This window comes from Arthrobacter sp. Cr_A7 (genome assembly GCF_029222765.1).
Classification (GTDB): Bacteria; Actinomycetota; Actinomycetes; order Actinomycetales; family Micrococcaceae; genus Arthrobacter.
Window position 1 is genome coordinate 1 of sequence record NZ_JARHXQ010000220.1, and the last position, 11933, is coordinate 11933.

At 68.7% G+C, this 11933-nt stretch carries 9 protein-coding genes; 2 read left to right on the top strand and 7 right to left on the bottom strand.

Annotation, left to right across the window (positions count from 1 at the left end; translation table 11 throughout):
* Positions 1 to 350: 350 nt before the first annotated feature.
* The 3 genes from P2Q66_RS12930 to P2Q66_RS12940 all read right to left on the bottom strand — a co-directional run bounded on the left by P2Q66_RS12930 (position 351) and on the right by P2Q66_RS12940 (position 2537).
* Positions 351 to 1145 carry an alpha/beta hydrolase gene (locus P2Q66_RS12930; RefSeq protein ID WP_275728619.1) on the bottom strand — a complete coding sequence of 265 codons (795 nt, stop codon included), beginning with the start codon at positions 1143 to 1145 and terminating at the stop codon, positions 351 to 353.
* A 62-nt stretch (positions 1146 to 1207) separates the two neighbouring features.
* Entirely contained in the window at positions 1208 to 1957 is a 750-nt protein-coding gene (locus P2Q66_RS12935) for a dihydrofolate reductase family protein (RefSeq protein ID WP_275728621.1), read from the bottom strand.
* A 34-nt stretch (positions 1958 to 1991) separates the two neighbouring features.
* A complete protein-coding gene (locus P2Q66_RS12940) occupies positions 1992 to 2537 on the bottom strand; it encodes a hypothetical protein (RefSeq protein ID WP_275728622.1) in 546 nt (181 codons plus the stop codon).
* Positions 2538 to 2633: 96 nt separating this feature from the next.
* On the opposite strand from P2Q66_RS12940, the gene P2Q66_RS12945 reads away from it, so the two are divergent.
* Positions 2634 to 5348: a PEP/pyruvate-binding domain-containing protein gene (locus P2Q66_RS12945; RefSeq protein ID WP_275728624.1), complete on the top strand. Its 2715-nt coding sequence runs from the start codon at positions 2634 to 2636 to the stop codon at positions 5346 to 5348.
* Here P2Q66_RS12945 and P2Q66_RS12950 read toward each other — a convergent pair.
* The 4 genes from P2Q66_RS12950 to P2Q66_RS12965 form a co-directional block, all read right to left on the bottom strand.
* A complete protein-coding gene (locus P2Q66_RS12950) occupies positions 5263 to 6249 on the bottom strand; it encodes an NAD-dependent epimerase/dehydratase family protein (RefSeq protein ID WP_275728625.1) in 987 nt (328 codons plus the stop codon). The two genes, P2Q66_RS12945 and P2Q66_RS12950, sit on opposite strands and share 86 nt — an antisense overlap.
* Positions 6246 to 8960 carry an alpha/beta fold hydrolase gene (locus P2Q66_RS12955; RefSeq protein WP_275728627.1) on the bottom strand — a complete coding sequence of 905 codons (2715 nt, stop codon included), beginning with the start codon at positions 8958 to 8960 and terminating at the stop codon, positions 6246 to 6248. Before P2Q66_RS12955 ends, P2Q66_RS12950 begins: the two co-directional genes overlap by 4 nt.
* Positions 8954 to 9976 carry a 3-oxoacyl-ACP synthase III gene (locus P2Q66_RS12960; RefSeq protein WP_176156915.1) on the bottom strand — a complete coding sequence of 341 codons (1023 nt, stop codon included), beginning with the start codon at positions 9974 to 9976 and terminating at the stop codon, positions 8954 to 8956. The genes P2Q66_RS12955 and P2Q66_RS12960 overlap by 7 nt, the downstream gene beginning before the upstream one ends.
* Positions 9977 to 10125: 149 nt before the next feature.
* Positions 10126 to 10818 (bottom strand): LmeA family phospholipid-binding protein, encoded by a 693-nt coding sequence (locus P2Q66_RS12965; protein ID WP_275728629.1) that lies wholly within the window; start codon positions 10816 to 10818, stop codon positions 10126 to 10128.
* 104 nt (positions 10819 to 10922) lie between these two features.
* Between P2Q66_RS12965 and P2Q66_RS12970 the strand changes: the two genes are divergently transcribed.
* Positions 10923 to 11927 (top strand): bile acid:sodium symporter family protein, encoded by a 1005-nt coding sequence (locus P2Q66_RS12970; protein ID WP_275728631.1) that lies wholly within the window; start codon positions 10923 to 10925, stop codon positions 11925 to 11927.
* Positions 11928 to 11933 lie beyond the last annotated feature (6 nt).

Consider the following 11933-nt stretch of genomic DNA (forward strand, 5'->3'; position numbering starts at 1 on the left):
GCCGTGTAGGTGCCGTGAGCGAAATGTTGATGCCCATACGTCCCCCTTGACGTAGTTGTTGCGCTGACCTGTAAAAACACTCTAGGAAGCCAGAGGACCAGGCGGAAGCATATATGACCGTCATCGAGATTTATTGTGTCGATCTTGAGCCTTCACTGCGTCCAGCGACATCTGCCGGTAACCAGCGCCCGATGCGGAGCCGGCGACGGCTGGGGGAGGCGTTCGTGGTCTCAGGCGAACGCCCACGTCGCCGGCTCCAGTAATGACCATATGGCCCCTACCCTTGTGGGACCCGAGTAATTGGTACGCGTTTCGTGAAGCCGAAGTACCTACCCGGAGGTTTGTGGCGGTTAATCGAGCGAACGAAGGAACGTCCTCACCGCGGCGTTGAAGGCGTCCGCGGCCTCTATGTTGCTCAGGTGCCCGACGCCGGGGAGTACGACGAGCTGCGATGCGGGAATTCTCCTGTGCAGCTCCTTCCCGACTGCCAGCGGCGAGCGCGCGTCAAGGTCGCCATGCAGCACCAGCGTCGCGATGTCGATGTCAGGGAGGATGCCGCGAAGGTCGGCATCCGCCATCGCCCGGAGCATCGTCAAACTGGCTCGCGGGTGAATACGGGACATCAGCGCGAGTGTTTGTTCGGCCATTTCCCGCGGTGCAGACCCGGTGAGCATACCGGGCAGGTACTTGGGCAGCCAGTCCTCGGGAGGCTGAGTGATGTCCTCACTGATCATCTGAACGCGCCGCTGCACCTCGTCGGCTGGCAGGGAGCCGGCCCAGCCGGCATACGCCCCCGCCAGGATCAGGCTTCTGGGCAGGCTCGGGTGTCGCCCATAGAGCGCCGTGGCAAGTGCTCCGCCGAACGACAGGCCAAGGACGTGCGGGCGGGGCAGGCCAAGCGCGTTCACGAACCCGGCCAGGGTGTCGGCGAAGTCGTCCATGGAGAAAGACTCAGGCGGGTCATCGGATCCTCCGCTGCCCGGAGCGTCCCACGCGACGAGATGGAACTCGTCACCGAGAGCGTCGAACTGCGGGCCCCAGGATCGGCTGTCAAAACCAAAGCCCCCATGAAGAAGGATGAGGGGTTCGCCTGATCCCGCAACCCGATAGTTGATTTTGAGGCCGGACACGGTAACTGCGCCCATGTACGTAGCTTGGCATCCGGCGGCCAAGCCTGGCAACGCTGCCCAGACGACGCTCCGGGCTGCTACGTCTCGGTCCAGCTCTCTGCAGCTACCCCATACTCCGGCCGGCCGGCGGGCCGGTACTTCTGGATGACGAGACCGCGGGATGTAGTGGACGACTCAAGCAGCTCTAGCTTGTAGTCCGGCCCGGACTCCGGGAACAGCCTGTTGCCCTGACCAACCACCACGGGATAGACAGTCAGGTCGATTTGGTCCACGAAGTCGTTGGCAAGCAACCAGCGGACGAGGGAGAGGCTGCCGGGCACAACCAGGTCGCCCTCCCCTTCCTCTTTCAGCTTCCGAATGTGTGATGCAATGTCACCGGTCAAGACAGTCGTCGGTTCCCACGCTGGCTGGGAAAGCGTGGTTGAGACGACGTACTTCGGGCGGTTGTTCAGCGCCGCAGCGACCGGATCTTCCGTAGCGTCAGCCATCCCCGAACCCCAGGAACCGGCGAACACCTCGTACGTCCACTTGCCGAACAGGAATGCTGCGGCGTTCCCATATACCTCGTTGAGGTAGTCGCGGGACTCGGGGTCCAGCAGCGGACCGGCCCAGCCCCCGCGCTCGAAGCCGCCTCGACGATCCTCATCGGGACCACCGAGGCCTTGCATGACGCCATCAACGGTGACGTTCATCGTGACTTTCAAGTCCATTTCCTGCTCACTTTCTCCGGCGATAGGTACAGGTGCGGGACGTAGGCGGGACTGTGTCAGCCCGAACAGTTTCCACCCTGTGCTTGAGGCACCGCTACCTATGCTGTCCGTCTTCATGAAAAGGTTTTTAGGGGACTCCTGGCCCGCGCTTCTATCCAGCACCCGTGGGCTCGGCGGTTGGCACGAGCCGGTAGGCGAAGCGGCCGTCCACGCCATCGTCCGGGCTCATCGTGAAATCCGCTCCCTGCGTCGGCAGCAGCAGGGGTGTCTTCAACGCCTGTCCGTCGCACGGGACCCGCACAGGGGCAAGGACTTCAGCCCCCGCCGACGTGGACACGGACAGCTCAGCAAAGGTTGGCCCTATGCAGACGAAGTGCAGTTCGTACTCGCCCGGTTCGGCCATCAGCGTTCCCGTGCTGGTGGTCTTGCCGCCGTTGGTCCCGCGTAGCTCGCCCGGGATACGCGGCTGCAACTGCCCTGCCGACCACGCCGCCAAGTCCTCCAGCTCCGAAGCCGTGGGGTACGGGTTGGTCTGCACCTCGAAGGACCGCGGCTGCGGTGTTGCCACCGGCGGGGACGCCGGGGCGGGCTGATCCTCCGGTCCGGCGTACTCACAGCCGGGAAGGGCAACGGCCAGGACGGCCACACCGAACAAAAGTCCCCCGCGCCGTGCCGGCGCTCCCCCATGAGCTGACATGGGTCCTAGTCTATGGCCTGCCGCCTCCGGCAGTGCCAGTATGTGGAGGATCAGGTTCACTCCAGGCGCCCATCGGGCAGCAAGGACGCGCGACTCATGACGTATGTAACCGGCCTGGCCGATGTGGGACCGGACGACGTCGCCGTATCCGGCGGCAAGGCCGTCGGATTGGGCGGCCTCATCCAAGCCGGGCTGCCGGTGCCGCCGGGGTTCGTCCTGACCACCGCCGCCTACGCTGATTTCGTCGCCGAAAACGACCTTGCGACGGCTATCCAAGACGTGGCTGCACTGCCATCGCAGGCGTCACCGCAGGACTACGAGGACGCCTCGGAGCGGATCCGGACCCTGTTCAGCAACGGCGCCATGCCGGCCGGGATCGCAACAGAATTAAACGAAGCCTACGGGCTGCTCGGCGGCGAAGGCGCAGCGGTGGCGGTGCGCTCCTCCGCCACAGCCGAGGACCTCGCCTCGGCCAGCTTCGCCGGGCAGCAGGAAACCTACCTGAACGTTCGCGGCGCGGAGGCCCTGGCAGAAGCCGTGATCCGCTGCTGGGCCTCCCTTTGGACGGCGCGCGCCATGGCCTACCGCGCCCGCGAAGGCGTGGGACCGGACGAGGTACGCCTCGCCGTCGTGATCCAGCTGATGGTGGAGGCCCAGGCCGCCGGGGTCATGTTCACCGCCAACCCCGCCAACGGGCGGCGGGACCAGACGGTGATCAGTGCCGCGTGGGGCCTGGGCGAATCGGTGGTCAGCGGGACGGTCACCACCGATGACGTGGTGGTCGACGCCGGGACCGGCACCGTGGTCTCGCGGCAGACAGCCGACAAGGACGTCATGACCGTATACGCGGAGAACGGGACCCGGGAGCAGCCGGTGGCGGCAGACCGCCGTCGTGAGCCCGTCCTTGATGACAGCGCGGCGGCCGAGCTGGCCGGGTACGGACAGCGGATCACGGAGCATTTCGGGACGCCGCAGGACATCGAGTGGGCGCGCACCGCAGACGGTTTCTTCATCCTGCAGTCCCGCCCCATCACGGCGCTGCCGGACCCGGCGGCCGACACCCCGGAGACCTGGCCCCTGCCCTATGCCAAGGGGCTCTACTTCCGCGCGAGCATCGTGGAACAGCTGCCCGACCCGCTCTCACCGCTGTTCGCCGACATGGTTGACGGGTCCGTGGCGCGGTCGCTGCAGGCACTGCTGGCTGAGGCCCTGGGCAAGAACGTGATCCGCGACGGCGACGTCGGGCTGCCCACCATCAACGGCTACGCCTACTACTATTACCGCACCTCCGGCATGTTGCGGATGATGGGCAAGGCGCCGGCCGCCATAGGGGCGCTGGCCCGCGGCAAGGCGCACATGGGAGTGGCCGGCTGGCGCGAGTTCTCCCACCCCCGGTACGAACGCGTGATCAAGGACTGGTCCGCGAAGCCTCCGGCGCAGCTCACCGGCGGGGAACTGCTGGCGGGCATGCAGGCGCTGCTGGACGCCGGCACCGTGTACTACACGGCCGTGCAGTCCATCATTCCGCTCGCCGCCAGCAGCGAGCTCTCCTTCCGGGCGTTCTACGACAAATTCGTCCGGCGCGACGGCGATCCCCCGGCCCAGACATTCCTCCTCGGCTACGACAGCGAACCCATCCGGGCGGAGAAGTCCCTGTACGACCTGACCGGCTGGGCCCGCAGCGACCCCGGGCTGACGGCTGCTTTGCTGGAACGTCCGACGGCGGTACTCGCCGAGTGCCAGCGCACCGGTTCCGCACCCGAGGGTGTGGAGGGAGTCCTGTGGCAGGAATGGCGTATCGCCTTCCAGGAGCATCTGGCCCTCTACGGCCACGCCGTCTACAACCTGGATTTCGCCAGCCCCGTGGCGGCCGACGATCCGTCCGCCCTGCTGGAGACGGTGAAGTTCTACCTGCGCGGGCAGGGCACCGACCCCCACGAGCGGCAGCGGCTCTCCACCGAACGCCGGGAGGAGCTCACCCGACAGATGACCGAGCGCCTGGGACCCCGCCGGCGGGCCGCGTTCCTCCGGCTGCTCCGCTGGGCACAGGAGACGGCGCCGATCCGCGAAGACGCGCTGGCCGACGTCGGGCTTGCCTGGCCGCTGCTGCGGCGGATGCTGCTGGAACTCGGGACCCGGCTGGTGGCTTCCGGCGTCATCCCGTCGGCGGACGACGTGTTCTGGCTGCGCTTCCAGGAGCTGCGCAGCGCCGTCGAATTCGGCCTCGCCGACGCCGCAACCGGGGCCGGCGTGGCCATTTCCGGAGCCGTCCGGCCCGTCCGCGCCGCCGCCGTCGAGGAACGCAGGATGCTCTGGCGTGGCCAGGCGAAGGCCGCCGCCCCGCAGATGCTGCCCGAGAGCCGGTGGATGGAACGGGCCTTCGGGTCCATGATGCCTGCCGGATCGCAGCACCAGCACGGCGACGTCATCAAGGGCGCCGGGGCCAGCGCGGGCCGGGTCACCGCTCCCGCGCGCGTCCTGGCCGGACCGCAGGACTTCGGCCAAATGGAGCCCGGGGACGTCCTGGTGGCCCGCATCACCACTCCCGCGTGGACGTCGCTCTTCGCGATGGCCTCCGCCGTGGTGACCGACGTGGGCGGACCACTGAGCCACAGCTCCATCGTGGCCCGCGAGTACGGCATCCCCGCCGTCCTCGGCACCGGAGTTGCCACCCAACGGCTTGCCACCGGCCAGCAGATCACGGTGGACGGAGACGCCGGGACGGTCACCCCCGAGCGGCCGGCCGGGAACGATAGTGCTCCGCCAGCCTCGCCAGTCCCTCATCGATGGAGACGGAGGGGGTCCAGCTAAGAAGCTCGCGGGTCTCGCGCTGGTCGAACCAGTGCGCGGTGGAGAGCTGTTCGGCGAGGAACCTGGTCATCGGCGGCTCCTCTTGCCGTCCGGCCCAGGTCCAGAGCTTCTCCACCACCGCTCCCGCCGCCCGCGCCACCACACCGGGCACGGACCACGACGGCGCGGGGACGCCTCCCGCGGCGCAGATGCCCGCCAGCAGCTCACCCACCGGGCGGGGCTCGCCGTTGCTGACCACCAGTACCCGGCCGTGAACGTGGTCCATCCGGTGCAGCGCGGCGACGATGGCCGCGGCGGCGTTCTCCACGTACGTGGTGTCGATCAGGGCCGCGCCGGCGTCGAGCAGCGGCAGGCGCTTACGGCTGGCGCGGGCCAGGACCCGTTCCACCAGCTGGGTGTCCCCCGGGCCCCAGACGATGTGGGGGCGCACCGCGGAGACCCGGAAATCAGGTGCGTCCGCTGCCAGCGCCAGCAGCTCCGCCTCGGCCTTGGTGCGGGAGTAGTCCCCGTGGGCGTGCTCCGGGTCCGCCGGCTCCGCGCCCAGCCCCGCGATGGCGGCGCCTGAGTTGGCGACGGACGGGGAGGACACGAACACCATGTCCCGTACCTTGGCTGCCCGGGCGGCTTCGAGCAGGCGGCGGGTCCCTTCGACGTTGACCTCGTCGAACTCCGCGGCGCGGCCCGTGAAGGACACCTTCGCGGCGAGATGGATGACCCCTTCGGCGCCCTGGACTGCTTCCCGGAGCGCATCATCATCCGTGACAGAACCGCGAAAGTCCGTGACGCCGTCGACCCCTGACGGACGGCGCTGGAAGGTAGCGACGTCATGGCCCTGGCGCACCAGCAGCCGGGCAACTTCTCCCCCGAGCAGCCCGCTTGCGCCCGTGACGAGGACCCTCACGGCTTTCCCGGACGGCCGCCGGCCAGCACCCGCGACGCCCAGCGGGACAGCCGGGTCCTGTCGATCTTGGCGTTGTGCCGGATGTCGGTGGGCTGCGCGGGGACTGCGAGCACGGCCGAGACCTCGACGCCGGACTCAAGGGCTGCCTTCCGCACATCCCCGGCCAGCTGCGTCCCGGCAGGGCCGGCTTTCCGCGCGGGCGGGACGGTCTCGACGACGGCGACCACGGCCTGGGTGCCCGCCGGTCCCACCCCGGCGATCGCCGCCAGCCGGACGCCGTCCAGGCGTTCGATGGCCTGTTCGGCGCCCACCGGCGTCACCACCCCACCGGGCGCCGTGACCACGTGGGCGAGGCGGCCCTCCACCCAGAGCCGGCCGGCGGCGTCGAAGTGCCCCACGTCGCCGGTGCGGTGCCATCCGGGCAGGCTGTTGCTCTCCTGCTGCGTCAGCCAAAGCCTGTCGTACGCTTCCTTGACGTGCGGCGCGCTGACCAGGATCTCGCCTGTGACCCCGGGCTCCGTCAACGGTTGGGACCCGGGCGCGGTGCCGTCCGCTGCCAGCGGGACGACGGCCACCCGGGCGCCGTGCACCGGCCACCCCACGCACACGCCGTTGCCTGCTCCCGCTACGGCGCTGGCAGAAGTCGCAGTGCCGGCGGCAGCATCGGCGTCGGCAGCCTGGATCTGTTCCAGGCTGATGTCCGTGACCGGCAGCGCCTCGGTCATCCCGTACGGGGTATGCAGCGAGGCCGCCGGCAGCAGCCGCTGCACCTCGGCCAGGAGCGGTTCCGGGACGGGCGCGCCGGCGGACAGGAGCAACCCGATACCTTCCAGCGCTTTATGCCCGGCCTCGTTCAAACCATCCTGGGTGGCAAGGACATTCCGCAAAGCCGCCGGCGAGGCGAAGACCACCGTGGCGTCGATGGCCGCGGCGGCGTCGGCGAGCGCGCTGGCCGTCAGGGTGCGGGGTGCGGTGACGTCCATGGCCGGCGTCACCGACACCGCTCCCAGCGCCGGTCCCAGCAGGGCGAACGGGGCGAAGCCTGCCACCAGCCGGGCACTGGAGCGGATGCCGAAGGTTTCGGCCACTGTGTCCCGCATCGCGGCCAGCTTCCGGTGCGTGTAGAGCACGCCTTTGGCGGGGCCGGTGGAGCCGGACGTGAAGAGGACGGCGGCCGGGGCATCCGGATCCACGTTGTCCGCCAGCTGCCCAGGGCTGCGGCCGGCACCGGAGCGTGCCAGGGCCTCAAGGGAGGTGTCGGTCCCCAGCATTCGGCGGCGGGCGGCCGGGAGGTCCCGCACGCTGATCCGCCGTCCCGGCCAGCCGAGCACCGAGGCAGCCGCCAGTGCCTTGTCGATGCCGATGAGGAAGTCCGGGGTGGCACCTTTCACGGCGCGGCTGAGGCCCTTGGTTCCCAGTCCGGCGTCGGCCACCACCACCACGGCGCCCAGACGCAGGCAGGCGTACAGGGCTACGGTCAGGTCCACGCCGGGCGGAACCATCAGGCTGACCCGGCTGCCGCTTCGCACTCCGGCTTCGTGCAGCCCCGCGGCAAGGTCCAGGATGTTCCGGTCCAGCTGCCGCCAGCTGAGCGAGCGGGCCACCGTGCCGTCCGGAGCCGTTTCCGCGACGGCGGTATCGCCTCCCGCCGAACCCGTTGCCTGCTCGCCGAGCAGGTCCCACAGGGGGCGGAATTCCGACAGCGCCGGCTCGTCTAAGTCCTTCTGTCCCTGGCTTCCGGCCGTTACGGCTTCGGCTTCAAGGGATCCACTGCCGTCTGCACTGATGTTTCCGGCGAGCCACTGGAAGATCGGCGCGGCAATATTCCGGTCTTCCGCCACAAGGTGGCCGGCGCCTTCGAAGCGGTGCACGTCCGCGTGGGGAAGCCGGGTGATGAGGTCCTTGAGGTACCGGTCCGAAAAAATGGGATCTTTGGGGCCCCAGAGCATGAGCGCCGGGACTTTCAACCCGTGCAGCCCTTCCGCCACACCGCTGAGCGCCGGGAAGCTGGGGTGGGAGGCGTCCACGGGAATGTCCGCCACAAAGTTTCCCACTCCGGCCCGCCTGTCGGCTCGGCGGTAGGGGGCCATATAGGCCTGGCGCACGTCGGCGGGCAGCGGCGGGTGTGCCAGCGAGTGGGTCACCCGCAGGAAGGCGTCCGACGTCGTTGTTCCCCACTGGTGCACCGCGGGGTGCAGGGCAAGCCGCAGAGCCGGCGGGATGTCCGACCCGGATGGTTGGTGGACGGCCGTGTTGGTCAGCACCACCCCGGCGAGGTGCTGCGGGTGTGCCAGGGCCCAGCCCAGGCTGATCACGCCGCCCCAGTCGTGGCCCACCGTCACCACGGGCCCGTCCAGGCCGAGCGCGTCCGTCAGGTCACCGAGGTCGTTGATCCGGTCTGCCAGCCGGCGGAAGGTGCCGGTGCGCTCCGAATAGCCCATATCCAGCTGGTCCACCGCTACCACGCGCCACGGGTGGTCCGGATCCGATCCGGCCGCCAGCAGCGTCCGCCACAGGTACGACCACGTGGGGTTGCCGTGCACGCACAGCAGAGTGCCGGCGGGGGCCAGGCCGAGCCGGGCGAGCTGTGCGCCGTTGTCCAGCCGGTGCCAGCGGCGCACCGTCCCCGGTTCATCGGCGCCGGACGTGGACACGACATCGACGTCGCGCGACCACTCCGGGTCAACGCCAGGCCAGTCTGCGGCTACCAAACGATTTCCATCATGGCGGTGTTCAGCCCGGACCCGACGCCCATGCAGAGCACCCGGTCCCCCGCTTCGAGGGATTGCGCTTCGGCGGCGAGGGTCATGGGGAGTGACGCCGGGCCCACGTTGCCCCAGTGCGGGAACGTGATGGGCACCTTGGCAGGATCCAGGTCGATGGCGTCGATGATGGCCTGCGTGTAGGCATTGCTCACCTGGTGCGTGACGTAACGGTCCATGTCTGCCCAATCCCACTCCGGACGCGCTTCGTGCCAGGCGTCGACCACAAGCTGCAGGCCGCCGTCGAGCAGGCCCTTCGTGTCGGTGGCCATGCCGTCGATGCCGCCCACGCACAACTCATGGTGTTCGGTGCCGGCGCGCATCACACCGCCGACGATCCGGTGCGCGCCGGGGTGCTGGTCCGCCGGGCCCAGGACGGCGGCGGCAGCTCCGGAGCCCAGGGTGAGCGTGGCGAACTCGCGGTTGAAGTCCTCGCGTGTGGTCTCGGGCCGCTGGAGACGGGCCAGCGTGGCCTCCTGCGTGGCCTCGGCATCCTCGGCGTTGACGATCATGGCGTACTTGATCTGGCCGGAGTCGATCATGTTGGCCGCCAACGTCAGGCCGTTCACGAAGCCCAGGCAGGCGTTGGCCAGGTCGAAGTTCATGGCCGACGACGGCAGGCCCAGTCCGTGGTGGATCTTCACCGCAACGGACGGCTCAAGGTTCCGCCGCGTGACCGAGGTGTTGATCAGCAGGCCGACGTCGGACGGTTCCACGCCGGCCTCGGCCAGGGCCTTCGCGCCCGCTTCCGTGGCGGCATCATCAAACGACGTCCCGGCAGCCCACCAGCGGCGGTGCGTTACACCGGCAACCCGCTCCAGCAGCCGGGGCGGGAACTTGAGCCGGTGCAGGGTGGACGCCAACCTGCGGTCGAAATCCGTGGAACTCACAATCCGTGGAGCTTCGACACTGCTCACCGAAAGCAACGCTGTGTTGCTGTGCCGGAAGGTTGCATTTCCTGCCAATTCAAGCCCCTGTTCGTTTCCGTCCTGCAGCCATGCGCTGACAGTACGTTAGCCGACTGACCAGAAACGCGATGGTAAGCATGCTTAGGATATGTTACAGGCGCATCGGCGGGCCGCCAACCGGAAGCGGAAGAGCTGCGCGGGTGATATCACGGGACAAGCCTGACGTTCCCGCCCCGGAGGCTGGTACGGAAGCCGTCAACCTGGACGGCGACGTCCTCAAGCACGAGGCCTTCGGGCAGGCCCTCGATGCTGTGCTCGATGGTGACGAATGTGCGCACCACAGCGGCGGTGGCGCCGGAGAGGAAGTCCGGACCGCCGACGTCGATCGAGCTGGGCTCGACAACCAGTTTGCCGCCCTCTACCTCCACCGTTCCGGTGGCGGTGACGCGCAGTTCGCGGCCCAGGGCCTCGACGGTGCGGACCACCGTGGCCTGGCCACCTTCGGCGGGGCGGACCACCGACCCGCCGCCGAGCTCGTCAGCCACTACCTCGAACGGGACCGTCGCGTCCACGGCCAGGCGTGCAGCCACCAGCCCGTCCGGCCCTGTCACCACGTCCTGCCCGACGGCACGCACGTCACGGAGCATCGAGCCCGCAGCCACCACTGTCCCGGCGTCCATTTCCAGGTCGGCAAGCCACACCTCGTCCCCGCCGAGGTCCGCGGGAGGCTCTGCGCCTGGCCGGGGCCCGGTACCCTCCGTCGTCGGCGGTACGGGGCGCGCCTCTCCCCCGCCGGCCGGGCTGCTCGTTACCCACCACATGATCACCACCGCGACCGCCAGGAGGAAGACCATCCCACCGGCACCGATCAGCCAATCCTTCGCACGCGTCCACTTCACTAGGACAGTATGGGTGGCCAAGCTGCGCTGGACCGGCGCTGCGCGCGTGTCATCAACACACGCTGATTCCGGAACCGAACTCCCGCTGTGATAATCCGGTAGGTATGTCTTCCTTATCCCAATCGTCCGCGACGGCATCAGCCGCCGAGGAACGCAGCGCCCGCATCGCCGTCACCCTCTTTCCCTTGCTCATCCTGGCCGGAGGAGGGGTTGCGCTTGCCGCCCCGTCAGCCTTCACGGGGCTTGCTCCCTGGATCAACCCCCTGCTCGGAGTCATCATGTTCGGCATGGGGCTGACGCTTACGCCTCCTGACTTCGCCGTCATTGCCAAACGCCCGGTCCCGGTGGTGATCGGCGTCGTGGCGCAGTATGCCATCATGCCGTTCCTGGGCTGGCTGGTCGCGGCGGCGCTGGGGCTGCCGCCGGCACTGGCCGCGGGCGTCATCCTGGTGGGCTGCTGCCCCGGTGGAACGGCTTCAAATGTTGTGTCCTACCTGGCCAAGGGTGACGTCGCCCTGTCCGTGGCGATGACCACCGTGTCAACGCTGATCGCTCCCCTGCTGACCCCGGTGCTGGCCTTGTGGCTGGCCGGCCAGTACATGCCGGTGGACGCCGGTTCCATGGCGTGGTCCATCGTCCAGATTGTGCTGTTCCCTGTGCTGCTGGGGCTGGTGATCCGGCTCTTCCTGCCGCGACTCGTCAACAAGGCGCTGCCGGCCCTTCCCTGGATTTCGGTACTTGCCATCACGTTAGTGGTGGTTGCCGTTGTTTCCGGAAGCGCAAAAGCCATTTTCGCCGCCGGACTGCTGGTTCTTGTGGCCGTTATTCTGCACAACGGCCTGGGGTACGCCCTCGGCTACGCTGCTGCCCGCCTGTGCAAGCTGCCGATTCCTTCCAGGCGTACCACTGCCATCGAGGTCGGCATGCAGAATTCAGGCCTGGCAGCGGGGCTGGCACGGCAGTACATGACTCCCGAAGCGGCCCTCCCTGGCGCCATTTTCTCTGTCTGGCACAACGTGTCCGGGGCGGTCCTGGCGGCTTACTGGCGCCGCCGCAGCACTCCTGCCGTGCGCGACGGTCAGCCGGTTCCGGCGGCTGTTGCGGAGTAAGCGCAC

Excerpts from the sequence above, each read along its gene's own strand:
- P2Q66_RS12970 (WP_275728631.1), top strand. The coding sequence starts at position 10,923 with ATGTCTTCCTTATCCCAATCGTCCGCGACGGCATCAGCCGCCGAGGAA.
- P2Q66_RS12935 (WP_275728621.1), bottom strand. The coding sequence starts at position 1,957 with ATGAAGACGGACAGCATAGGTAGCGGTGCCTCAAGCACAGGGTGGAAA.
- P2Q66_RS12940 (WP_275728622.1), bottom strand. The coding sequence starts at position 2,537 with ATGTCAGCTCATGGGGGAGCGCCGGCACGGCGCGGGGGACTTTTGTTC.
- P2Q66_RS12930 (WP_275728619.1), bottom strand. The coding sequence starts at position 1,145 with ATGGGCGCAGTTACCGTGTCCGGCCTCAAAATCAACTATCGGGTTGCG.
- P2Q66_RS12945 (WP_275728624.1), top strand. The coding sequence starts at position 2,634 with ATGACGTATGTAACCGGCCTGGCCGATGTGGGACCGGACGACGTCGCC.